Genomic DNA, 25298 nt, shown 5'->3' with positions numbered 1-25298 from the left:
TATTAATAAAAGCTGTAGGTATAACCGATGCTGAAGGCAGTTCCGGGCTTCAAACGGTTGAAGACCTGCGGATTGCCCTCATAAGCCTGATAAAGACTTTCGCGAACATCGTTCAGTAGATTCGATACTTTGATGCTTAATGAAGAGCGTCCATCCTCACCAAAGGTCTTATTAAAAGTGAAGTTCAAGCTATGGAAAGGCTCAGTATAAACATCAGGTGCAAGGTTACCGCCAACGATTTCGAGAGTACGTCCTTTCACATTATAGAATACACCAGCACTTAAGCCCTTTTCCGTATTATCGTAGCTAAATCCACCATTGATAATAAAGGGAGCCTGACCGGCCATCTGACGAGTACGCTCAATAGTTTGACCATCCTTCTCGTAGGTTTTACGAGCATTAAATTCCGCATCAGTCATATCAATGCGAGAATAGGTATAGGTAAAGTTACCGGAGAAGGCGATGGTTTTGAGTCTTTCGCTAAGGAAGGAAAGGTTTTTACGCAATTCAAACTCACCTCCAATTAAGGTGCCATTACCTACGTTACGAGGTTGGAAGTCGCGAAGGGCTACCGGAATACGCACTAATTCGATAGGCGAATCGAAGGCCTTATAAAATGCGCTGATCGAAATGATATCAGCACCTTTAAGGAAGCGCTCTAAGCGTAAATCGAAGTTATTGATGCGAGTAGACTCTAATTGACCGTTCCAATCATTGTACTGGAATAAACCACCATTGAAAGTACGGTTAGATACCGGATCCAAAATCTGAGCAAAAGACAATTCCTTGAATGAAGGACGCGCAATAGAGCGATAGTAAGAAGCTCTTAAGTTCATGTCTTCATTAAGGGCATAAATCAAGTTAGCAGATGGGAATAAATCCAAAGCATCCAATACCACATCATTGTTTAAGGTATTTCCACTCGGATCATTCGGGTTTTGAGCCGCTACCTGATCACGACCGGTATGACGTTGTTGGAATAATTCTGCTCTTAAACCAATTACAGCCTTTAAAGACTCCAGAGGCTTAAACTCTTCCGATACGTAAAAACCGAAGTTGTTTACATTCGATTGGTATTCGTTCGGGTTGGTTTGACCATCCAGCAATTCAGGGTTATAGTACAATCCAACAAAAGTGGTATCCATTCCATCAATGTACTGTCTATACAAATTTTGATCTATCAAAACCTGATTCGGATCACCGGAATACTGAATGGAATTTAATCCTGTATACTCACGCTCATTCAGATTGTAACGGTAGATCGAATAATCACGGTATTTGTAAACATGACTCATACCGAACTTGAATTTCGCATCGTCTCCCATTAAGGTGTGAGAACGGATAATATCCACCTTACTTACCATATTCACCTCACTTAAGGAACGCCAGATACGACTTGGCAAACCTCCTTCACCCGGATCGAAAGTAGAATCACCACGATCGATAGAGAAGGCAGTTTTACGAATATCAGGATCTGATAATGATGAAAGGGTTGGAGAAAATTTCCAGTTAACTTCCCAATCACCTCCATCTAAATAATGCTCACCGGCTAACAACACATTGGTCAAACCACGTTGGTTGTACTCCAGGTTATTAGAGAAGGCATAGTAATCCGAAACCTGAGCCGCGCCATCCTTGGCATCAATACTTAATTGAGCCGAACGAGATGTACCATTCTGCAAATGCATAGCGGTAAACTTGTATTTCGACATTAAAGTCTTGTAGGTAAAGCCAGCCAAAGCACCTAAGAGAACATTTTGCTCGGCCAATTTACCATTCTGGGTAGTGGCTTCAATTAATTGATAATCCTCTGGATCGCGATCACGTTGCCACTCACCGTATTCAATGTCATCGTAAAAGACGCGTGAATTGTCGTAAGTTAAAGAGAAGATATAACCCAATTTATTTCCACTCTCCAGGCTGTATTGATTTCCCATGGAAACACCCAGGCTGTAGTCGGTAAAACTGGTGCTTTGCTCAGCACCTAAAGTGCGGCTAAAGTTCTTATTGAAATCTACCGCATCCGCATCATCGAAGTAGGGAAGTGGTCCACTACCATCTGCACGAGGAATAGCGCGAGTACCATCATCAAAACCTAAGAAATCAGTTGAACCACCTTCGTAGCTGATGTAATCAGAGTTGAAGTGCATAGAAGGATTGAAGCCTACGCCAACTGATACATCTAAAATGCGATCGGTAGGAAATTCCTGGGTTTCGATATTCACTACCCCACCGGTAAAGTCAGCTGGTAATTCAGCCAAACCACTTTTTAAAACGGTAAGGTTAGAAATCAAATTGGTAGGGAAAATGTCGATTTGGATAGAGTTTTTATCCGGGTCCAATCCTGGAATATCTACGCCGTTCAACATAGTTTTAGTGTAACGGTCTCCCAAACCGCGTACATAAACGTATTTACCGCCTTCTACCGAAACACCGGTTACACGTTTAGCAGCATCTCCAGCATCGCTATCTCCGGTTTTGCGAAGTTTAGCGGCAGAAACACCATCTATTAAGTTAGTTGACTTTCGTTTTACCGTTACCAGGGCGGCTTCGGAATTACGAACTGCTTCGGAGGTAACTACCACCTCGGCCAATTGGTTGCTGGCTGGCTTAAGAGTAACCGCTTCTACCACGGTAACTTCACCAGCTTTTACAACTACGTCTGTTATCACCAAGCTGGACATACCGATGAAACTAATCTCTAATTGATAAGTTCCTGCTTCGGCCTGAAGCTCATAATAACCGTCAAAATCGGTAGTCGTTCCAATTTGAGTCCCTTTAATTACAGCATTGGCTGCAAATAATGGCTCCCCGTTTTCACCATCGATAACCTGTCCCCGAATGGTTCCTTTTTGAGCAAATAACAAGATTGGGAAACAGAGAAAGGCCAGGGCTAAGGTAGACTTGAAACTTTTCATTGAATAGGGTGTAAAAAAAAGGGAAAAGCCTGCCCTTTTCAGGCAAGCCTTTCCTAAGTATTATTTAGCTAGAAATTACAATCCAATTGCAGATAAAGAACCGGATTGAGAAGCCCAGGTATAACCGAAGTTACCAGTGTGACCTACAGTGTTAGCGTTTTTGGCTACCTCAGTAAGGATAGACATATCAGCACCTTTGAATACACTGTCAACTGGCATACCACCTGAAGTAAGAGTGTACTCCCAGTTAGCATTGTTTCCAGTTCCGTCGCCACCGAAAGAAGCGATACCGTCCATGTAACCAGCGCTCCATCCGTAGAAGTATACGTTAGCTACACCAGCGTTAGTGTTATCATCCCAGTCTACTAAGTCAGAGATAGCAGAACCAGCATATACAGTACCGTTAGTGAATTGGTGAGTACCACGGTTTACAGAACCTTCTGGTCCGTCTAATTCGAAAGCAGATCCGTCAGGAGAAACGATAATGAAATCTTCGCAAGATCCGATCCAGTCTTGGTCAGTATCTAAACCGTCATCACCACAGTTCCAGATTAAAACGTTGCTTAAGCTTACAGCTCCACCGAACCACTCGATACCGTCGTCTTGGTTAGCTACGATTTCGATATGATCGATAGTAGTACCTGAACCAACACCACCCATGGTAAGACCGTTGATTTCGTTACCATCACCAATGTTAGCACCACCGTGACGGATAGATACATAAGAGAAAGTACCGCTGTTGTCAGCGTCGTTAGATCCACCGTAAAGAGCGTTTACAGAGGTAGGAATACCTTCGATTTGTAATTCAGAAACATCATCACCATTATCGTTAGAAGCAGAAACTTTAGCCTCACCTAAGATGATCACACCACCCCAAAGACCGTTGTTAGTTGGGTCCATGTTTGGAGAAGCAATTTGACCAGGCTTGATGTCGTCAGCCAAAGTAGTGAAGATGATAGGCTCGGTAGCAGTACCTTGAGCGTTGATCATACCATCACGAGTAACGATCAAAGCAGAAGCGAAAGCACCTGAACCAGGAGAAGCTTTAATTACAGTACCAGCGTCGATAGTTAAAGTAGCATTACCGGCAACTAATACACGACCGTCTAAGCGATAGATCTTATCTTTAGACCAGGTAACGTCGCTGGTGATAGTTCCAGAAACAGGAACGATCTCAGTAGAACCGCTTCCGCCATTATTGTTATTGTCAGTGCTATCGTCCTCACAAGAAGTAAGAGCGATTGCTGCGAAAGCAGCCATTGCGAAAAACTTAAATTTTTTCATCGGAGAAATACTTGTTATTTGTTGGCGGCAAAGGAACAAGCACCTTGTTAAGTTGAAGTTAAGCGAGCTTTAAGGAACTTTAGGCTTTGAGATATTCCCCAATGTTAAGAGCTTGAATTTTCAAGTATATGAAATTCAATTAGTTAAATACATTAGTTTAAGATTAAGACTTTCCTTTTTAAATTAACGAATTGTTAAGCGGTGAATCCCCCTTGGCTTAATCGCTATTTTTACACCCGATTTTCAATGCTGATCAAATGAATAACAGCGATTATACCATTTTACTGGTCGATGACGAACCCGATATTCTGGAGTTCGTAAGTTACAACCTGATTAAAGAAGACTTTAAGGTAATTACCGCCTCCGATGGAGAAACGGGATTAAAGAAAGCTAAAAAAGAAAACCCGCACCTGATCCTATTGGATGTTATGATGCCCGGCATGGACGGCATTGAAACTTGTGATCAGATTCGCAAAACTCCGGGCCTCGAAGGAACTTTGGTTGCCTTTTTAACAGCCCGCGGTGAAGATTATTCGCAAGTGGCCGGTTTCGATGCTGGTGCGGATGATTACATCACTAAGCCTATTAAGCCGAAAGTTCTGATTAGTCGTATTAAGGCTTTATTACGACGCTATGGCCAATCGGTACAGAACGAGTCCATTCAGCAATTTGGCAACCTTAGTATCGACCTTGATAAATATCAAGTAAGCCTCAAAGGCAAAAAGCTGGATTTACCTCGTAAGGAGTTTGAATTGCTTAGCCTTTTGGTTTCTCGTCCGGGAAAAGTTTTCCATCGTGATGAGATTCTCGATAAGATTTGGGGTAATGAAGTAGTAGTAGGTGGTCGTACCATCGACGTGCATATTCGTAAACTCCGCGAAAAAATTGGCGACAAGCTGATCAAAACCGTAAAGGGCGTTGGATATAAATTCGAAGCCTAATTGCGTTTAGATAAACCCGGCATATTAGCCTTTATCATTGCCCTCATTTTGGCCATTGTGGTGCTGGGCGCCTTTTCGGCGCTGCAGGCCAGCTATCATTTTGAGGGCGCCCCAAGCTATCTTCCCTGGCTATTGGGCCTGGCACTTTTCGTGCTGGCCTATTTTATGATCCGATTGGGAGTGGAGCAATTCGTTTATAGTAAGGTTAAGATCATCTATAAGAATATCCACGAGCTTAAAATCGGTTCCGAAACTGAGGAAGAAGAGCTGGCACGCTCCACCGATCTCGACAAGGTAACTAAGGAGGTTTCGGAATGGGCTACTCAAAACCGTAATGAAATTGCCGAACTACGCGAAAGAGAAAATTTCCGCCGGGAGTTTATTGGCAATATTTCGCATGAGCTTAAAACACCCATCTTCAATATTCAAGGTTACCTTTTAACCTTATTGGATGGTGCCATCGACGATCAGGAGATTAACCGCCGTTATTTGAAACGCGCGAATAAGTCGGTAGATCGAATGATTAACATTATCGAAGACCTAGAAGTAATTGCGGCCCTGGAATCAGATCGGGTGCAAATTAATTATGAAAGCTTCGACCTTACCGAATTGGTAGAAGGTGTTTTTGAGCTATTGGAAGACAAGGCTCATAAAAAGCATGTTCAGTTTAAGATTAAGAAAGATCTGGATCGTCCCCTTAAAGTAATGGCGGATCGTGCCAAAATTGAGCAGGTACTTATCAATTTGGTAGGCAATGCTATTAAATATGGTAATGAAAAGGGTCAGGTAGAGGTGCGCTTCTTTGATATGGATAAGCATATCCTTACCGAGGTTAGTGATGATGGCATTGGCATCCCTCCCGAAGATGTACCTCGAATTTTCGAGCGCTTCTACCGGGTGGACAAAAGTCGTAGCCGCGATGCCGGTGGTACAGGCTTAGGACTTTCTATAGTAAAGCACATTATCGAAGCCCATAAGCAAACCATTAATGTGCGGAGCAGCGAAAACAAAGGCTCAACCTTCTCTTTTACGCTGAAAAAATCCTAAACAAATCTTCGGGTAGGCTAAAATCCTGCGGCTCCGGAAAGGGCATAGCCAAGGCCTGCTCCAACTGAGTAGATAAAAGGAGATCATCTTGCTTTACAGCCATATAGCCTTTTCTTTTAGCATGGCGTTTGGCTAAATATTCCTGTTCACTTTGTCCGGGGGTAGGAACCAATAAAGCCCGTTTTCCTAAATAGTGATAGTCCATTAAGGAGCTATAGCCACTGCGACTTATCACCAGGCTGCTTTGAGCAATTAAAGCCGAAAGATCCATCCTACCCAAGCGATCATAAACCTTAAACTTCTGATGGTAACGGTCGGGGCAAGCTCCGTTAATTCCTCGCACTAATACGGTAGAATCGGGCAAAGCATCAGCTTGTTCAAAGAGGCGTCGTTCTAAAATGCTGCGCTGTGGCTCCGGTCCACTGAGAATAATTAGCACCCGTTCACCTTCTACAGGCCTGCGTTCTAAGGTACTCAATGGACCTATAAATCGTTTCTTCCCAATTCCCGTACTAAGACTTCCACTCAAACTTCGATCCTTATCATCGGGAATCCACAATTCACTAAACTGACGGTAATAGGAACGATGGCTAGCGGCGGCAAAGCGAGTAAATGAACCGGCCTTGGGACTCAATTGATGACTAATATAGGCTGATGGATAATCCGGATGGGAAAAGCCCAATCGATTATCGGAAATAATTCCCGCGGGTTTTAAATCATCTGCCCAGAGGCGTAAAATGCGCCTTTCGGCGGAAGCGGCCTTAGCAATTCGCGGTAAGCCTGAAACTAAGCTGGGCCATTGTCGCGAACTTTTGGAATAGCGTACCTCATAAGAAGGTAATTCACGGTATTCGAGATGAGGAAATTCTTCCTGAAGCCATTCCCCAGCTACTCCATCCGAGGCTAAAATCGGCTCAAATCCCGCCTCTTCCAAAGCTCGAATCACCACGCTACTGCGGCTTGCATGGCCCAAACCCCAATTTAACACCCCATATAGCACCCTTCTGCTCATGGGCGCAATTTCTGAAAAGGCAATCAATTACTTTTGCAGCATGGCACGAAAAAAATTAGAACGCTTCGAAGAGAATGCCAAAATGAGGCATGTAATCGAACCCAGTCGCGAACAAGTGCTCGAAGGTTTGAGCCTGCAAGGCAATTGGGGCCAGCGTATTTTTGGAAATGATAATCCCATTGTTCTGGAATTGGGATGTGGCAAAGGGGAATATACCGTTGCTTTGGCGAAACGTAATCCGGGGGTAAACTACATTGGTGTAGATATAAAAGGTGCACGAATTTGGTATGGTGCCAAAGAAGCAGAAGAAGCGGGGCTTAAAAACGTAGCCTTCCTGCGTACCCAAATCGAATTACTGGATCATTGTTTTGATGGTGGTGAGGTGTCTGAAATCTGGATCACCTTCCCCGATCCCCAGATTAAGCATACTCGTATTAAGCATCGCTTAACGCATCCTAAATTTATGATGCGCTATCAATATATCCTCAAGAGTAAAGGCCTCTTGCACTTGAAAACGGACAGCGAGTTTTTACATGGATATACCATCGGCTTACTGCAATTAATGGGCTTCCCTATTCATCGGGTTTTCCACAATATTGATAAGCAGGATCCGCGCAATAATGAACCGGTTTTAAAAGAGGTTCAAACCCATTATGAGCAATTGTTCCGGGAAGAAGGCAAAGCCATTACCTATATCCGTTGGAGCTTTGAGTGATTTTTATAGCCGTGTTTATGCCCTTTGCCGCCATATTCCAGAAGGAAGAGTAACTTCCTATGGGGCCATTGCCAAGTTTTTAGGCGCTGCCCGAAGCAGTAGAATGGTAGGCTATGCCATGAACAACAGCTTTAATGAACAAGGAGTTCCTGCACACAGAGTAGTGAATCGCTTGGGCATGTTGAGTGGAAAACATCATTTCCCAGGCAGCACTTTAATGCAGGATTTGCTCGAAAACGAAGGCGTTCCGATTCTTAATGATCGGGTTCAGAACTTCGATCAGTACTTTTGGAATCCGGCAGATCATTTAGACCCTAAAGACTTTTAATATGGCTGGTATCCTCTATATCGTTCCCACTCCCATTGGTAACCTAGATGACATGACCTTCCGGGCTATCCAAACTCTAAAGGAGGTAGATTTAATCCTGGCCGAGGATACGCGCACCAGTGCGAAGCTTTTACGCCATTTCGAAATTGACACTCCCATGAAGGCCAATCATATGCATAATGAGCATCAAAAAAGTGCGCAGTATGTAGAGCAGATTCTGGCCGGTCATAATGTAGCTCTGATTAGTGATGCCGGCACGCCCGCGGTTTCCGACCCCGGCTTTTTGATGGTTCGAGAAGCGCTGCAAGCTGGCATTGAGGTTATCTGTTTACCCGGTGCCACCGCCCTGATTCCGGCTCTGGTGGTAAGTGGATTGCCCGCGCATAATTTCTGCTTCGAAGGTTTTTTGCCACCTAAGAAAGGACGTCAAACCCGATTAAAGAAACTCGCTGAAGAGGAGCGCACCCTTATTTTTTACGAGAGTCCTCATCGCATTCAGCGTACCCTTCGTGATCTGATTGAGCACTTTGGTGAAGATCGTCCTGCTAGTTTAAGCCGCGAAATCTCTAAAAAATTTGAAGAAACCCGCCGTGGCACATTAGCGGAGCTAAGGACTTCTTGTGAGACGCATCCGCCGAAAGGCGAATTGGTGCTTTGCATCGGCGCTAAAGCATAAAAAAAGGCCCACTCAAAAGAGGGGCCTTCAATATCTTGACAGGAAGTGGATCACACTTTCATGATTTCGGCTTCTTTCACTTCGATAGCGGAATCTACCTTGGTTACATTCTTATTGGTTAGAGCCTGAACTCTTTCTTCAGCGTCCTTTACCAGGTCTTCTGAAATACCATCCAGATCTTTAAGCATGTCATTGGCATCCTTACGCGCGGAACGGATAGAAACTTTGGCTTCCTCACCTTCTGCTTTTGCGCGTTTCACTAATTCGCGACGGCGATCCTCGGTTAAGGGGGGAATATTAATAATTACCACCTCACCATTATTCTGTGGATTAAAGCCCAAATTGGCATTCATGATGGCTTTCTCAATTTCAGGAATCAAGGCCTTTTCCCAAGGCTGTACTGATAAAGTACGAGCATCTGGGGTAGAGACATTCGAAACTTGAGATAAGGGACTCATGGAGCCATAGTATTCAACCATTACGCCTTCGAGCATGGCTGGGTTAGCGCGACCGGCGCGGATTTTCAAGAGTTCCTTGTCCAGGTGCTGCAGGGATTTCTTCATGCTGTCCCCTGCCTCGCTAATGATCAGATCAATATCTTCCATTTGAGAGCTTTGGATTAATTGGCTACTAAGGTACCTACTTTTTCACCTTTAAGGAGATTGAGCAGATTGCCTTCTTTATTCATATCAAAAACTATAATGGGCAGGTCGTTTTCTTTACTCAGGGTAAAGGCGGTCATGTCCATTACATTTAAGCCCTTCTCATATACTTCCTTAAAGGAAATAGACTCATATTTTACTGCGCTTTCGTCCTTCTCAGGGTCAGCGGTATAAACACCATCTACACGGGTTCCCTTGAGGATTACATCTGCATCTACTTCAATGGCTCTAAGAGTAGCTGCTGTATCGGTAGTAAAATAGGGATTACCGGTTCCGGCCCCGAAGATCACCACGCGGCCTTTCTCTAGATGACGAGTGGCACGACGACGGATATAAGGCTCCGCAACCTTATTCATTTCTATCGCACTCTGCAAGCGAGTTTTTACGCCTTCGGCTTCCAGGGCGCTCTGTAAGGCTAAGCCATTAATTACAGTGGCTAACATACCCATGTGATCCGCTTGAGTACGATCCATACCTTCACTGGCACCTTTCAAGCCGCGGAAGATATTACCGCCACCAATTACGATGGCTACTTCTACACCTAGCTCCACTACTGACCTGATTTCGGAGGCATACTCTTTCAGGCGTTCGCCATTAATTCCGTATTCCTGATCCCCCATGAGGGATTCACCACTTAATTTAAGAAGTATGCGTTTGTATTTCATGCGGTCAAAATTGGGAGTTCCCGCAAAGATACAAGGATAGTCGCGAAAAGTTCGTGGCAAAATTGGAGTTTATTCGCAGAAAAATCACGGCCCTTAGAAGGGCTATAAAACAAAAAAAGCCGCCTCGAATAAACCGAGGCGGCCTCTGAAATATCAGTGAATTAAGCTTATACGCCTAATCCAACGCGTTTGAAAGAAATAGCTTTCAAGTCTTTGTCTTCAGACTGTAAGTATTTCTCAACGCTCAATTTATTGTCGCGGATATAAGCTTGCTCTACCAAGGTGTTTTCCTTGTAGAATTTGTTCAAGCGTCCTTCAGCGATTTTTTCCAACATCGCTTCTGGCTTACCTTCTTGACGAGCTAATTCCTTACCTACTTCTAATTCGCGGTCGATAGTTTCCTGATCAACACCAGTACGATCCAAAGCAACAGGGTTCATTGCAGCAGCTTGCATAGCTACGTTTCTACCAGCTTCAGTAGATTCTTTAGTTAAACCTACTAAAGTGGCCAACTTGTTACCAGCGTGGATATAAGAGGCTACGAAAGGAGCTTCTACTACTTCGTAAGAACCAATTTCCAATTTCTCACCGATTACACCAGTTTGCTCAACTAATTTTTCGGCTACAGTCATACTGCCCATGCTAGCGGCTAAAAGGCTGTCTTTATCGGCAAATTTATTTTCTAAGGCCAGATCTAAGATGCTTTGAGTAAGCTCAACGAAGCTGTCGTTTTTAGCAACGAAGTCAGTTTCGCAGTTCAAACTTACTACAGCACCAAAGCTGTTATCGCTATTGCTGCCAGCTAATACACAACCTTCAGTAGCTTCACGGTCGGCACGATTAGCGGCCACCTTTTGACCTTTTTTACGCAGGATATCGATTGCTTGTTCGAAATCGCCATCGGCTTCTACCAATGCTTTTTTACAATCCATCATTCCGGCTCCGGTCTGTTTTCTGAGTTTGTTTACCTCAGCGGCGGTGATTTTAGCCATTGTATCAGATATTATAGTTGATTGTCTAAAAAATAAGAAAGGGATAAAAATCGCTTTTCACCCCTTCCATAGAATTAATTCCTTGTTATGCTTAGGTGAAATTAAGCTTCCTCTTCAGTAGTTTCTTCTTCTGAACCTTCTGCTTTAGCAGCAGCTTTTTGAAGCTTGGCATCTTTAGCCTTGTTCTTCTCAGCTGAACGCTCAGTTAAGCCCTCGCGGATGTACTCGGTAAATTTACCTACCATAAGGTCGATAGATTTAGTAGCATCATCATTCGCAGGGATCGCGTAATCCACTTCGGTAGGATCCGAATTGGTATCAACGATAGCGAAGGTTGGAATACCTAATTTTTGCGCCTCTTTAACGGCAATGTGTTCTTTGGTAATGTCTACGATGAACAAAGCTCCTGGCAAACGGGTCATATCGACAATGGATCCCAATTGCTTGTCAAGCTTCGCACGTTGACGGTCAACTTGCAAACGCTCACGCTTACTTAAAGTCTCGTAAGAACCATCTTCCTTCATACGATCGATGTTTTGCATCTTCTTGATCGCTTTACGGATGGTTACGAAGTTGGTAAGCATACCTCCAGGCCAACGCTCGGTGATGAAAGGCATGTTTACATCCGTACCGTTTTTCTCGATGATATCTTTCGCTTGCTTCTTGGTAGCTACGTATAAAACTTTACGTCCGCTAGCAGCAATCTTTTGAATTGCTTCACCAGCATGCTGCAATTTAGCTTGGGTTTTATACAAGTCGATAATGTGGATTCCATTACGCTCCATGAAAATATAAGGAGCCATGTTTGGATTCCATTTGCGGGTTAAGTGACCGAAGTGCACACCCGCGTCCAGCATTTCTTTTACAAATTGATCTGCCATGAGATAATTAATAGTTTACATTCACTAATTCAACTCTCCGGTGGGCCCTACACAAGGGCACCCGAAGAATTTGGATACTAAACCCAAATATTTTTTAACGCTTAGAGAATTGGAATTTCTTACGCGCTTTCTTCTGACCAAATTTCTTACGCTCTACCATGCGTGGGTCACGAGTTAATAAGCCATCAGGCTTTAACTGTGGACGGAAATCAGGATTGATTTCACATAAGGCACGGCTAATACCTAAGCGTACTGCTTCTGCCTGACCGGTGATACCACCTCCGTCAACATTGATTTTTACATCATATTGACCAGTAGTTTCGGTAATGGCGAAAGCTTGCTCAACTTTGTAGTGGAGCGCAGGAGTATCGAAATAATCCTTGTAGTCTTTCTTATTTACAGTAATGGTACCCTTTCCTTCTTGCAGGAAAACGCGCGCTACGGAAGTCTTTCTTCGGCCGATAGTGTGAGTCACAGACATTCTTCCTTGTTATTTAATGGTATTGATATCAATTTTTTCTGGCTTCTGAGCTTCGTGTGGATGCTCAGTACCAACAAAGGCGTGAAGGTTACGATACAATTCGCTTCCCAAACGATTTTTAGGCAACATACCTTTCACCGCGTTTTCGATCACCTTGATAGGGTTTTTCATCATCAACTCGGCTGGAGTAGTGAAACGCTGACCACCAGGATACTCGGTGTGACGAACGTATTGCTTCTCGGTAGCTTTTTGACCGGTTAAAACAACTTTATCGGCATTAAGCACGATTACATTGTCACCACAATCTACATGAGGAGTAAAATTGGGTTTGTGCTTTCCGCGCAGTAAAAAGGCAATTCTGGAGGCCAATCGACCTAATGTTTGCCCTTCAGCGTCAACCAGAACCCATTTTTTATCAACGGTTTGGCTGTTGGCCGATACCGTTTTGTAACTCATTGTATTCACAACTACCTAATATTTAAATCGTTATCTTTCGAACACATAACCCTCCAAAAAGGGGCTGCGAAAATACAACAATAATTATCAATCTGCCAAACCTTATTAACTATAAATCGTTGAAAATTACCTGAATATTTTCGGAACCCAACGAATCCCGTTGCAAAGCGTATATATTTGTGCACCGATTTCCAAAAATTTTCATTTAATGAAACAAATATTCCTGCTCACAGCCCTGTCTTTCTCATTATTGGCAGCGGCTCAAAGCAACTCTGACCACAACCACAATCCTGATAAATGTGAATTTGATCATTTCTATCAAGAGTCTTTAGAAGACCCACAAGCTTTAGAAGAGATCAAAGCTGCTGAGCAGAGCATTTTCGAAATCGCTCAAAATTTCAAATTGGAGAACGCGCTCCAAAAAAATGCAGGTACCAATACCATTGTATATACTATTCCGGTGGTGGTGCATGTAGTCTATGCCACTCAAGCCGATAATATTTCGGTTCGTCAAATTGAAGATGGTCTTCGTGTTTTAAATGAAGATTACCAACGCCTTAATGCTGATGCCAGTCAAACTCGCTCTATTTTCCAGGGTGTGGCTTCAGACATGCAAATCGAGTTTAAACTTGCCAAGAAAGATCCTCAAGGCAATTGCACCGATGGTATTACCCGTACTCAGAGCAGCACCTCTTTAAGTGGTACTGAATCTGCTAAAATTGTAAAGTGGAACCAAGAGCGCTACCTCAATATCTGGGTAACGCGTCATGTTTCCAATACTACTCCACAAGATCCCGGAGGTTATACCTTAGGCTACTCCTTCTTCCCACGTACTAATAAGGTATCTGGTGATGGGGTAATTCTTCGTCACGACCAAATGGGAACCATTGGCACAGCCGCTGGTAATAATAGCGATGGACGCACCCTTACCCACGAGGTGGGTCACTATCTGGCCCTGCATCATCCCTTTTCAGGTTCTTGTACCGGCATGGGTGGCGCTAATCCAGTGGGTCTTTTAGGTAACGCGGCACAAGGTGATTACTGTGATGACACCCCTCCGGTGGCTCAAAGTAACTTTGGTTGTAACTTCGGAATTAACAGCTGCTCTAACGATTCTCCTGATCTGGTAGATCAAATTGAGAACTACATGGACTATGCTGATTGCCCCAATATGTTTACTGAAGATCAGAAAGCACGTGTGCATGCCGTATTAAGCAGCAGCTCTCTTCGAGGCACTCTGGTTTCAGTATCTAACCGCACCTTCACTGGTTTAACCAGCCCCCCTCCATGTACTCCTATTGCCATGGTAGAGGCCGAAAAAGAAGTAGTGTGCACGAATGATACCGTGCAGTTCTACGATATTTCTGAGGAAGGTGATCCTACTTCTTGGAACTGGTCTTTCCCTGGAGGAACCCCAGCTACCAGCACCTTGGAAAACCCAACTGTAGTTTATGCCAATCCCGGAACCTACAACGTAAGCTTAACCGTTACCAATAGTGCCGGTACCGACAATGTTACCTACACCGATTTGATTCACGTTAAGAATTCTGCCAATCCTTTCTTTACCACAACCTGGACAGAAAGTTTTGAGAATGGAACCATTCCTCAAGTGATGACCGCAGTAGACGGTGGTGATGGCAGTACCTTCCAGCCTTATACCAATGGTGGTTCACATCAAAATATGGCCTTGATCCTGCCACGCGCCAATAACTCTTTGGGTGAACTGGACGAATTGATTTCTCCCGCTATTAATACCGCCAATGGTAATGATCTGAATCTTTTCTTCGACTTCGCATTTGCGGCCACTGCCAATGATAATGAAGATCAATTAGAGGTTTATGTTTCGCGCGATTGCGGTGATACCTGGATTCGTCGTCGTTTTTACAGTGGCGGTCGTTTACGTACCGTTGCCAATACCAGCGGAAACTTTGTACCTACCGCAGCAGGTGATTGGGCTACCGAAACCATTAATTTCAATGCCTATATCGGGCCTAATCCGATCCTTATCAAATTTGTATTTGAAAATGGTGGCGGTAACAATTTCTATATCGATAATATCCGCTTTGGCGAGGGTACTGATGTTAGCATCGAAGAGTACAATGCTGCCGACATGGCCATTTATCCTAACCCAAGCCGCGGTCAATTAAAACTCAGCTTAAGCGACCTTCAAGATCGTGATCTGCAATTAAGCATTGTAGACCTCAGTGGTAAAAGCGTATTCGAAATGGACTTACACAGCGAAGGCCCATCTTTGGATCAAGAACTGAATCTGGATTTGAATTCAGGTATCTACCTGGTTCAATTGAGAGGCGAAAACACCAGCTTAGTAGAAAAGCTAATTATTGAATAATTAAAGCGGCCTCCGGGCCGCTTTTTTTTTACTCAATGCATTTTTTACGTTCACTATCCTTGATTTGCACCCCCAATTGCTCAGCGCTTAGCAAATCATAACAAAAATCCTCATCCCCCAAGAGGATCTTAATTTGTGCTTTTAAATAATAGGCTTGCCCATTGGTCGGGTCAGCTAAAAGTGCGCGACTACAATCTCCAATTGCACTACTAAGCAAGTCTTTGGATGCTTCTTCCTTACTATTCGCATTATCGAACCAAGTAAGAGAAAATGGCTGTTCCTTGCTTTCGAAGGAAATTGAAGATTGACTAATCTTAACTTTTTGACTTTGCTCCAATTTCAAAAGAGCGAGATACAAATGCGTTTGTGACAATTGAGGAAATAAATTCAAAGCCTTCTCAAATTCATACTTAGCTTTTGCCAATTCATTTTCCTGATAGAAAATCCGACCCTTTGTAGTGTGCAATACAGCGGCAATCATAGGTTCTAAGCTCCACTCCTTTTCCAAACCTAAAGCAATCTGCTCCTTAGCATTATCCATATCCCCCAAATGCAAATAGGCTTCGGCCAAACTATTGCGATTTGAAGGGATCATATTATTAATAATGACCTCCAGATCTTTTTCAGTACCTCCTCGATATTTCAAAGACGCTCTATACTCTGCAGATAAGTCCTCTTGAGAATTGAAATACTCCTTATAATATTCCACCGCCTCCGGATATCTTTCAAGAACCAAAAGGGCATTTGCTTTAAAGCTTAAGGTATTGGGCTCTCCAGGAAATTTATGCAAACCCTTATCGTACCAAGTCAAGGCCTTTGTATAATTCTTAAGATTGAACTCAGCGATCCCCCTTTGATAATAGTATGCAGGCAAGCTGCTATCGCAATATCCTGCCACTTGAATTATGGCATCTAGCACCACAAGGCTATCCATCTCAAGATCACTATCACTGAATTTTGCAATCAGTAAATTATAATCTGTACAAGAACCTTCTGTATCCTCGAGCCTGTAACGAATCCAAGCCCTGTGAAACAGATACTCAGACTTTTCCGGGTCAAGTAGAATTGCCTTCGACACCGCATCAAAGGATGCCTCAAATTGATTGTTGCGCTCCAATGCACCTGCCAGATAATAATAAGCAGTCGCTTCAGTACTATCTAATCTAATTGCTTGCTGAAAGCCTTCTATAGCCTCAGATATTAGACCCATATTCAAATAGCAACGCCCCATTAAATAAGGAGCTGCAAATTGGCTCGAATCCAATTCCATGGCTCGCTTAAAACAAGTAAGGGCTGAGGCTGTAAAGCCAGAACCCAATTCAATAATCCCCTTGCCTAAATGATACTTCGACTCTTCAGGTTTAAGCCTTAAAGCGGCATCCATCTCGTGTTTTGACTTCCAAGTCTCATTCAAACTGGCATAAACCTTACTCCTTAAAAAATGAGCATCTGCCTTGGTCTCTTCGTGCACCAGACTTTTTTCTGTAAAGCCCAAAGCAACACTGTAATTAGCGCGATCAAATTCTATCTCCCCCTTCAGCTGCCAGCATACGGAACAAAGGCTATCTATTGAAAGAATTGAGTTCAGAATCGAATCTGCCTTGGTTAAAGCTTCCTCTGTATTATGCATTGTCAGCAAAAAAGCCCATTCCTTCTTCCAATCTAGGTTTTTGGGTTCTTTAAGCGAAAGATTCTCATAATACTTAATTCCTTCACTCAGGCCCTTTGCTTTCACCATGGCCTGGGTCTTTTCCCGTAAGCTTAAACCCTGAGCCAAAGAGAATTGAGCTATCAGGAGGTTTGCCAAGACTAATATTACCGCTCGAAACATAAGGGTTCTTAAATTTAATGTGCCTCCAACCAATTGGCACCATATCCGCTTTCCACCACCAATGGCACTTTGGTTTCGATGGCATTTTGCATTAAGTCGGTGATAATGGGCGTCACCGTTTCCAGCTCTTCCTTAGGCGCATCAAATACCAATTCATCATGCACCTGCAAGAGCATGCGGGTTTTGTAGTCTTTTAAAGCAGCATCAATCTTAATCATGGCGATTTTGATGATATCCGCCGCAGATCCTTGAATCGGTGCATTTACCGCATTGCGTTCCGCATGACCACGCACCACCGCATTACGACTATTGATATCCTTTAAATAGCGACGACGACCCAGCATGGTTTCTACATATCCTTGCTGACGCGCCAATTCCTTTTGAGATTCGATATAATCCTGAATGCCGGGATAAGTGCGGAAATAGGATTTAATAATATCCGAAGCTTCGCCGCGACTTAAACTGGTTTGCTGACTTAAGCCAAAGGCACTTACACCATAGATGATTCCGAAATTCACCGTTTTGGCATTACTTCGCATTTCGCGAGTAACATCCTCCAGGGATACCCCAAAGACTTTGGCCGCCGTAGCCGCATGAATGTCTTCCCCATTGATGAAAGCCTCCATCATGGTTTTCTCCTCACTCAATTCGGCTATTAAGCGCAGTTCTATCTGACTGTAATCCGCCGCTAAAATCACATGATTGTCATCACGAGGAATAAAGGCCTTACGAACCTCTTTACCTCTTTCGGTGCGGATAGGAATATTTTGCAAATTGGGATTATTGCTACTCAATCGACCGGTAGCCGCCACCGCCTGATTAAAGCTGGTATGCAAGCGATGGGTTATCGGACTCACCATTTCGGGCAGCGCATCTACATAGGTGCTTTTCAGTTTTACACTCTGACGATAATCCAAAATCTTCTGGGCTATCTCATGCTCCCCGGCCAATTCCTGCAGGATATCTTCCGAAGTAGAATACTGTCCGGATTTTGTTTTCTTAGGCTTATCCAGCAATTTCATTTCGGCAAAGAGCACATCGCCCAATTGCTTGGGAGAAGCAATATTAAACTCGCTATTGCCGGCCAAATCGTGAATCTCCTTATCCAAACGGAGGATATCTTCCGCTAATTCATCCGAGAGTTTTTTAAGTGCTTCCCGATCCAGGTTTATGCCTTCCATCTCCATATGAGAAAGCACCTTTACCAAAGGCGTTTCGATATCCTTTAATACTTTGGCCGTAGAATCATCACCCAATTTCTCCTTAAAAATTGCGGCTAATTGCAGGGTAATATCCGCATCCTCACCGGCATATTCGGCCACCTTCTCGGGCTCCACCTGGCGCATGGTCTTCTGATTCTTACCCTTCTTCCCGATCAACTCTTCGATCGATTGGGTTTCATAAGCCAAATAGGTTTCGGCCATGATATCCATATTATGACGCATATCCGGATTAATGAGATAATGCGCCAACATGGTATCGAAAATGGGGCCTTTCACCTCAATATTGTAATTGGATAAAACGGAAATATCGTATTTCAAATTCTGACCAATCTTCTCAATTTCTTCGTTCTCAAAGAAGGGTCGAAACTCATCTATAATTGCTTGTTGTTCGCCTTCCGGCAGATGCACATAATAGGCAAAGCCAGGTTGATAGCTCAGGGCTAATCCCACCAGTTCGGCTTCCCGCACATCAATGGAAGTAGTTTCGGTATCAAAACATACTGCTGTTTGCTTAAGCAGATTGGCTAGCAATTCCTTCCGCTCTTTGGGATGTGTTACTAATTGGTACAAATGTTCCGTATTGGATAAATTCCGAGGACCATCACCTGCATCCGACTCAGGTTGTTCGGTGGGCACCTGGGCGAACAAATCGGTTTGACCACTGCTATCCGCTTTCGCTTTTGCCTTTGGGGCTGATGCGCTAGGGCTGATGCTTTCACCTAAAACCCTTTTGGAAAGAGTACGAAATTCCAATTCACTAAAAAGCTCCTTGATGAGCTCTTCATCCGCCGGATCTTTCTTGAAATCGCCTTCATGAAATTCGATCGGCACATCAATAATAATGCGGGCTAACTTTTTCGAAAGCAAGGCCTGCTCCTGATTATCGCGAATCTTCTCCCCTAATTTCCCTTTGATTTCATCGGCATGCTCATACATACCTTCCATACTTCCATACTGCTTCAAAAGCTTGGAAGCGGTTTTGGGGCCAACCCCTGGGATACCCGGAATATTATCTACTGCATCGCCCATCATGCCGAGGTAGTCAACAATCTGATCGACAGTATCAATATCAAACTTCTCACATACTTCGGGCACGCCCCATATTTCGGGAGGGTTTCCACTGCGACCGGGACGGTACATAAAGATGTTTTCCGAGACCAATTGTCCGAAATCCTTATCGGGTGTCATCATATACACCTCATAACCCTTTTCTTCGGCTTGCTTAGCTAGGGTGCCAATAACATCATCAGCCTCATAGCCATCAACCCCTAAAAAGGGAATACGAAAAGCCTCCGCTACCTGACGGATATAAGGAAAGGCCACTTTAATACCTTCCGGAGTTTCATCGCGTTGTGCTTTGTACTCAGGATATTCAATATGGCGTACGGTAGGTTGTGCGGTATCGTAAACAATGGCGATATGCGATGGATTTTTCTTTTCGAGAATCTCGAGCAGGGTAACGGTAAAACCGAAGATTGCAGAGGTATCCAAACCCTTAGAGCTGATGCGGGGATTGTTTACAAAGGCAAAATAGGCCCGGTAAATCAAGGCATAGGCATCCAGTAAATAGAGGGTAGGCTTAGAATCAGACATTTGGAAAAATCTTTTAAGACGCCCTAAATTAGCATTATTCAATCAAGACCCTGATCTTTTTTCATTTTGAAGGGTTAGACCTAAAAATTTATATTGTGCTCTTTCGAATTTTAATCCCCGTGCTCCTCATGAGCGTGGTTGATATTTACGCCTATCAGGCGGTGCGAACCCTTACTAAAGATCAAGTTTGGGGGCGTTATTTATACTGGGGTCTCTCTATTGCCTTTTTGGTTCTGCTGGTTTTGGTGATCATCAATTTCGATCGTTCTGCCGGGCCGCAACATCCCCTTTTCAAAATTTTCATGGGCAGCTTTGTGCTGCTCTTTGTACCCAAATTAATTATTAGCGCACCACTCCTTCTGGAGGATATTGTACGCATAATTGTGGGCATTAGCGGCAAGATTATCAGCTCCAGCGAAGGCGGTCCGTTTATGCCCTCGCGCCGAAAATTTGTAAGTCAAATGGCGCTTGCCCTAGCCGCCATCCCTTTTGCCGGGATCTTACACGGCATCTTTAAAGGCAAATACAATTATCGGGTTATTAAGAAGACCCTCTTCTTTCCGGATTTACCGGATGCCTTTGACGGCTTCCGCCTGACGCAGATCTCGGATGTGCATAGCGGTAGTTTCGATAATCCTGAAAAGATTGCCTATGGGATAAACCTCATCAACCAGCAGCGAAGTGACCTCATTCTATTCACCGGAGATTTGGTTAATAATGTGGCAGATGAAATGGAGCCCTGGAAAGAGGTTTTCTCCACTTTAAATGCACCCATGGGTAAATACTCTATTCTGGGAAATCACGATTATGGCGATTATGTAAACTGGCCTTCCGCGGAAGCTAAAGCGGCTAATATGCAAAAGCTCTATCGGACCCATGCTGATATTGGCTTTGATTTACTTCGCAATGAAAATCGCGTGATCGAAAAGGATGGGGAGCGTATCCGCCTGGTAGGAGTTGAAAACTGGGGTAAGGGTTTTGCCCAGCATGGCGACTTGGAACTGGCCCTGCAAGACACTTCAGAACAGGAATTTCACATCCTAATGTCGCATGATCCCTCCCATTTTGATGAAGTAGTGAAAAAGCACCCTAAGAAAATGTCCCTCACCTTAAGTGGTCATACCCATGGTATGCAATTCGGAATTGAGATTCCGGGGGTCTTCCGCTGGAGTCCGGTGAAATACCGCTACCCAAAATGGGCGGGCCTCTATGAAGATGCCGGTCGCTACCTCTATGTAAATCGTGGTTTTGGTTTCCTGGCCTTCCCCGGAAGGGTAGGTATTTGGCCTGAAATTACCGTATTGGAGTTACGAAAAGGTGAAGCCAACGCCTGAGACCTTCCCCTGCAAGAGTCCTATTTTTAAAAATTGTATTTAGGTGCTTGATCAGCTTCTGATGGAAATAAATACATTTGAGTTCTGATCCCTATGAGTATGAAAAACATTGGCATTATTGCAGTATTGGTTTTGAGTTTGGCTTTTGTTGCTTGTCGCAAGAAAGATGATGGCAGCAGCAGTCAAGCACCCTTAACCGGATTAGCCGCTTTTCTCAATGGTGAGTTTGAAGTAACTCAGGCCAATTATAATGGCTCCTTGCAATCTGGTGTTTTGGGAACTATTCCTTTAGCCGGTACGGGTACCAATACTTCAGGTAGCTACAATTTTGCCGCTCGTAATAAAACCGTGGATTATCAAGTGAGTAGCACCATGGAAATTAATCTCTTTGGTCAAACTTTACCGGTGCCCATTAATGTGGGAGGCGATGGTGATGTAACTTATACTAGCGACACCCAGTTTATTATCGACGATCCTTCTTATGGTCCTATGACCTATAATATCAGTAATAAAACGGAGACCAGTTTAATAGCCACCACCCGCTATCAGAACGACACTACCTTTGGAACGGTAGATCTATTACTGGATGTGTATTTAACGAAGAAGTAGGCATTACTCCAAAGGCAAATACTCAAAGCTCACATTACCTTTTTGTCCTTCGGCACCATAGAAGCCAATAAAGCGCAAGCGATAAATGGTGCCTTCTGCATCTTCGATAAAGTAGATCCAACGATTGCGAACCAGATAGGTACCTTCATCCAGATCGTAGTACTTCCATTCATGGCCAATGGCTTCCGTTTTAGGCTTGAGCTGATGATGTTGAATATCGCTAGCCTGGATATCGCCAAAACTCAAGGTAGAATCAGCACTCAATAAAGTATCGCGATAAGCCAGAGCGGATTTTGAATTGATCAATACGCCGGTTACCGAATAATCTAAGGTGTCGCTACCATCCCAAAGGCGCTCCATATACTTGCATACATGCAGGTCCCATTCATCCTTGGGAGGCTCCAAGCTCAATAAGCTATCTGGATTCGCCAAGCTGAGAAACTGATAATTATAATCTGCTTGGGTTTCCACATTGAGCAACTGCGAATTGGCTCCATCCAAATTGGCAAAGCGCAATTGATAGGTACCATTTGAATAGGCTTGAATTTGTAGCTTGAAATATCCGCGCTTACGACCCTGCAAATCCTGTCCACGATCAATTAAAAACACCTGCCCTTTGGGATCCTTCAAGGCTTCGCACATCCAGCCACGCTGATAAAAACGATAGACTCTTTCAAATTCAAAGTCGAAGTCAGTGGCCGTATAAACAGAGTCAAAATTCAGAGTTCCGGTGGCCGCCACGCGCATAAACTGCGCTGAGTTCACATAGATATTGGGGTTTTGCGGATCGGCCGAAAAAGCCAAATCCCAAGCATCGCGCCGGTTTTTAGCCTTCATGCTATTGCTACTCAAATCAAAATATGCCTCATATTGGTAATCGATGCCATCAGCCGAAACCATATCCATCTGACCAATTTGATCGCTCACAAAAAGTCCGGGTCGCAATTCTTCCTCCGGCTCACAAGCCACGAGAGAAAAGAGCAGAACTGCGGCAAAAAATGCTTTTAATCGAGTTTCCATTGACAACGCAGAAAATAAGTTCGTCCGTAATTTATAGGCAGACTGCCTGCAGCAGTACTATGGGTACCCCCACCACCCGTTCCGCTTACCGCGATATTGCCTACATCGAATAAGTTCTTTATACCAGCGCTAAGGGTAATGCGCTCTTGCCAAAAAGTTTTCTGTAGGCTGAAATCCGCCAAAGTATAATCACTGTATTGGCGCGTATTGAGATTCCCTTCCGAATCCAAGGCCAGGTCTTTCCGTTCTCCGGTATAATTCATAAAGAGGGCGGGCTTTAATTTCCACCTGGCAAATTGATAGGAAATGCTCCAGCGATATTGCGGATAAAAATTGAATTGATCGGCCGCCGGATCGCTAAAAGCATACTCATTCTTAAGACCAATCCAGGCCATCCCTAGTTCTGTGCTCCAGCCCCCCTTCGCCAATCGCCAGTTCCAGTTTAAGCCGGCACTCTGACTGCGAGCTACATTCTCATTGCGGTACAAACCACGGGGTTCGGTATCCGTTGGTGAAAGAATGGCGATTAAGCGAATCTCATCGCGAAGGTCATTAAAGAAGAAACGCGCCTCTGTTTGCCAATGCCAATCGGCTTTATCATAATGATAGCTCAGCCCTAATTGGTAATTATGACTGGTTTCTGCCTTTAAATCCGCATTCCCTAAAATATTATGGTTTTCATCTACAAAGAGGAAATAAAGCTCCTTAAGGCTGGGCGCCCGAAAGCCTTTGCCATAGGATGCACGCAGAATCCAAGAAGGATGCAGCTCCCAACGCAGGGCCATGGAGGCAATGAGCGGCGCAGCAAATCGGCTGTTATAGGCATAGCGCAAACCGGGCTTTAAGCTTAAAACTGACCAAGGCTTATACTCGGCAGCAGCAAAAAGTGCCGCATCTAAAATATCTTGTACCTCCCCTTCAATACGTTCGCCAGAATTGAACTCCCAGCTAAAATCATAGCCCAATTGATAATCCAGCTTAGTGGCCCATTTCCGATGGTACATCAAGCGGGAGCTAATCATTCGAAAGATGCTGGTATCCTGGGCATCCGCTCCCGGGAATAGCTGCTCTGTTCCCAAATGCAAATTGCGAATGCGACTGAATTTTTCACGACGAAAATAATTATAGGCTAAAAAGCCCTTCCACCGACCACCTTGCTCCGGGTAGTAATGATAATAAAGGGAGTGATTAAGGCGAGTAGTAAGGTATTCATCATCCAGGGCCCGAGGGTATTTCCAGGCACCAGTATCAACAGGTACTAAAAGCGAGTCGAAGGAACCAATGGCCCCTTTGTTTTTCACTGTCTCCTGAAAGGCATCCAAGCGATAGCGCCAAAGTGAATTCCCTTGGCGATGTTTAAACTGCAAGCTCCCAAAGTATTGTTCTTTGGGATTCCATTGTAAATCCCGGGCCTGCCCATCGGGGTCGTAGCCCTGAAAATAATTACGCCCCAAACTTAAGCTCAACTGATTTTGAGCAGTCAGGGCCCACTGCAAGGAAGCATCGGTATTATAGCGACCAACAGATTCCATATAAGCATTGGCAGTAGTTTGCCACTTTCGTCTTTGCGATTGCTTGGTGATCAAATTAATCGTTCCGGCCACGGCATCGGTGCCATAGGTAACCGCCATGGGACCTTCTACAATCTCTACTCTTTCGATGGCATTGAGATTTATCTGACTGAGGTCGATATTGCCATCCATTCGACCGATAACGGGTACGCCATCGATCAAGATTTTCACTTTAGCGCCGCTCATACCTTGCAGGCTAATTTGGCTACCTAATACCGCATCTTCACTAATGCGGAAATTAAGATCCTGACTTAGTAGATCTTTTAAGTTTACTGCCGCCTGACTTTGGATTCTTTGAGCGTCGATAATCCTAACTTGACGGACCGCATTTCGGCTCAGAGTAGGGCCATTTTGACCGGTTACCACTACTTCTTCCAATTGCCCTCTTTCCGGATTTAAAAAGTGCAGGCTGCCCGCTTTAGGATGAGCTTGTTTATAGGATTCGTAGGAAAGGTGTCTAACCTTAATCCAAAGCAAGTTCTGAGCTATGAGCTCAACGCGGCCTTGAGCATCAGAAACGGTGTTTAAGCTGTCGCCCTTCCAAATCAAAGTAACATGGGCACCTTCCACTACCTGAGCTGTATGCGCATCTAAAAGGGTCAGGAAGGATTTTTCCTGCGCCTGAGCTGTGAAACTTAGCAGACCAATAAACCAAAGCCAAAAGCGCTTTTCCATAAGCTGAAAAAGGAACCGCCAGCCAGGGCCAACG

21 protein-coding genes are annotated in these 25298 nt (G+C 44.2%); 8 read left to right on the top strand and 13 right to left on the bottom strand.

Features of this window, described 5'->3' with window-relative positions:
- Positions 1-2: 2 nt before the first annotated feature.
- Both H4K34_RS09940 and H4K34_RS09935 read right to left on the bottom strand, forming a co-directional pair.
- Positions 3-2918: a TonB-dependent receptor gene (locus H4K34_RS09940; protein ID WP_210757269.1), complete on the bottom strand. Its 2916-nt coding sequence runs from the start codon at positions 2916-2918 to the stop codon at positions 3-5.
- A 75-nt stretch (positions 2919-2993) separates the two neighbouring features.
- Positions 2994-4178, bottom strand: a complete 1185-nt coding sequence (locus H4K34_RS09935; protein WP_246452091.1) for a hypothetical protein — start codon at positions 4176-4178, stop codon at positions 2994-2996.
- A gap of 281 nt (positions 4179-4459) precedes the next feature.
- Between H4K34_RS09935 and H4K34_RS09930 the strand changes: the two genes are divergently transcribed.
- Both H4K34_RS09930 and H4K34_RS09925 read left to right on the top strand, forming a co-directional pair.
- Positions 4460-5143, top strand: coding sequence for a response regulator transcription factor (locus tag H4K34_RS09930; protein WP_210757267.1), 684 nt, complete (start codon positions 4460-4462; stop codon positions 5141-5143).
- On the top strand, positions 5144-6190 hold the full coding sequence (locus H4K34_RS09925; protein ID WP_210757266.1) for a sensor histidine kinase: 1047 nt from the start codon (positions 5144-5146) through the stop codon (positions 6188-6190).
- Here the strand turns inward: H4K34_RS09925 and H4K34_RS09920 are convergent.
- Complete coding sequence (locus H4K34_RS09920) at positions 6171-7202, bottom strand: glycosyltransferase (protein WP_210757265.1); 1032 nt, start codon at positions 7200-7202, stop codon at positions 6171-6173. The genes H4K34_RS09925 and H4K34_RS09920 overlap by 20 nt on opposite strands.
- Positions 7203-7242: 40 nt before the next feature.
- Here H4K34_RS09920 and trmB point away from each other — a divergent pair, with 40 nt between their 5' ends.
- Genes trmB through rsmI form a run of 3 tightly spaced genes read left to right on the top strand, consistent with a single transcriptional unit; the run spans position 7243 to position 8921 of the window.
- Entirely contained in the window at positions 7243-7917 is a 675-nt protein-coding gene (trmB, locus tag H4K34_RS09915) for a tRNA (guanosine(46)-N7)-methyltransferase TrmB (RefSeq protein ID WP_210757264.1), read from the top strand.
- A complete protein-coding gene (locus H4K34_RS09910; RefSeq protein WP_210757263.1) occupies positions 7856-8245 on the top strand; it encodes an MGMT family protein in 390 nt (129 codons plus the stop codon). The genes trmB and H4K34_RS09910 overlap by 62 nt, the downstream gene beginning before the upstream one ends.
- A gap of 1 nt (position 8246) precedes the next feature.
- Positions 8247-8921 (top strand): 16S rRNA (cytidine(1402)-2'-O)-methyltransferase, encoded by a 675-nt coding sequence (rsmI, locus tag H4K34_RS09905; RefSeq protein ID WP_210757262.1) that lies wholly within the window; start codon positions 8247-8249, stop codon positions 8919-8921.
- 50 nt (positions 8922-8971) lie between these two features.
- Here rsmI and frr read toward each other — a convergent pair whose 3' ends face one another.
- The 6 genes from frr to rplM form a co-directional block, all read right to left on the bottom strand.
- On the bottom strand, positions 8972-9526 hold the full coding sequence (gene frr / locus H4K34_RS09900; protein WP_210757261.1) for a ribosome recycling factor: 555 nt from the start codon (positions 9524-9526) through the stop codon (positions 8972-8974).
- A 14-nt stretch (positions 9527-9540) separates the two neighbouring features.
- The gene (gene pyrH / locus H4K34_RS09895) at positions 9541-10248 is read right to left on the bottom strand and encodes a UMP kinase (protein ID WP_210757260.1); all 708 of its coding nucleotides are present in this window, start codon (positions 10246-10248) and stop codon (positions 9541-9543) included.
- Between the two features lie 167 nt (positions 10249-10415).
- Complete coding sequence (gene tsf / locus H4K34_RS09890; protein ID WP_210757259.1) at positions 10416-11240, bottom strand: translation elongation factor Ts; 825 nt, start codon at positions 11238-11240, stop codon at positions 10416-10418.
- A gap of 101 nt (positions 11241-11341) precedes the next feature.
- On the bottom strand, positions 11342-12121 hold the full coding sequence (gene rpsB / locus H4K34_RS09885) for a 30S ribosomal protein S2 (RefSeq protein ID WP_210757258.1): 780 nt from the start codon (positions 12119-12121) through the stop codon (positions 11342-11344).
- 94 nt (positions 12122-12215) lie between these two features.
- Positions 12216-12602, bottom strand: coding sequence for a 30S ribosomal protein S9 (gene rpsI / locus H4K34_RS09880; protein ID WP_210757257.1), 387 nt, complete (start codon positions 12600-12602; stop codon positions 12216-12218).
- 9 nt (positions 12603-12611) lie between these two features.
- Complete coding sequence (rplM, locus tag H4K34_RS09875) at positions 12612-13067, bottom strand: 50S ribosomal protein L13 (RefSeq protein WP_210757256.1); 456 nt, start codon at positions 13065-13067, stop codon at positions 12612-12614.
- 199 nt (positions 13068-13266) lie between these two features.
- Here rplM and H4K34_RS09870 point away from each other — a divergent pair, with 199 nt between their 5' ends.
- Complete coding sequence (locus tag H4K34_RS09870; protein WP_210757255.1) at positions 13267-15408, top strand: M43 family zinc metalloprotease; 2142 nt, start codon at positions 13267-13269, stop codon at positions 15406-15408.
- A 28-nt stretch (positions 15409-15436) separates the two neighbouring features.
- On the opposite strand, the gene H4K34_RS09865 is transcribed toward H4K34_RS09870, so the two are convergent.
- Both H4K34_RS09865 and polA read right to left on the bottom strand, forming a co-directional pair.
- Positions 15437-17239, bottom strand: coding sequence for a tetratricopeptide repeat protein (locus H4K34_RS09865; protein ID WP_210757254.1), 1803 nt, complete (start codon positions 17237-17239; stop codon positions 15437-15439).
- Between the two features lie 14 nt (positions 17240-17253).
- Positions 17254-20055, bottom strand: a complete 2802-nt coding sequence (gene polA / locus H4K34_RS09860) for a DNA polymerase I (protein ID WP_210757253.1) — start codon at positions 20053-20055, stop codon at positions 17254-17256.
- 95 nt (positions 20056-20150) lie between these two features.
- Here polA and H4K34_RS09855 point away from each other — a divergent pair, with 95 nt between their 5' ends.
- On the top strand, positions 20151-21389 hold the full coding sequence (locus tag H4K34_RS09855) for a metallophosphoesterase (protein WP_246452089.1): 1239 nt from the start codon (positions 20151-20153) through the stop codon (positions 21387-21389).
- Positions 21390-21482: 93 nt separating this feature from the next.
- Complete coding sequence (locus H4K34_RS09850; RefSeq protein WP_210757252.1) at positions 21483-21998, top strand: hypothetical protein; 516 nt, start codon at positions 21483-21485, stop codon at positions 21996-21998.
- A 3-nt stretch (positions 21999-22001) separates the two neighbouring features.
- Here the strand turns inward: H4K34_RS09850 and H4K34_RS09845 are convergent, their stop codons facing one another.
- Positions 22002-23018: an HmuY family protein gene (locus tag H4K34_RS09845; protein WP_210757251.1), complete on the bottom strand. Its 1017-nt coding sequence runs from the start codon at positions 23016-23018 to the stop codon at positions 22002-22004.
- A complete protein-coding gene (locus H4K34_RS09840; protein WP_210757250.1) occupies positions 23003-25264 on the bottom strand; it encodes a TonB-dependent receptor plug domain-containing protein in 2262 nt (753 codons plus the stop codon). The genes H4K34_RS09845 and H4K34_RS09840 overlap by 16 nt, the downstream gene beginning before the upstream one ends.
- Positions 25265-25298: the final 34 nt, after the last annotated feature.

Origin of the sequence: Croceimicrobium hydrocarbonivorans (genome assembly GCF_014524565.1) — a bacterium.
Taxonomy (GTDB): domain Bacteria; phylum Bacteroidota; class Bacteroidia; order Flavobacteriales; family Schleiferiaceae; genus Croceimicrobium; species Croceimicrobium hydrocarbonivorans.
The sequence above is the reverse complement of the archived record's forward strand: the minus strand, read 5'-3'. Positions and strand labels throughout refer to the sequence as shown.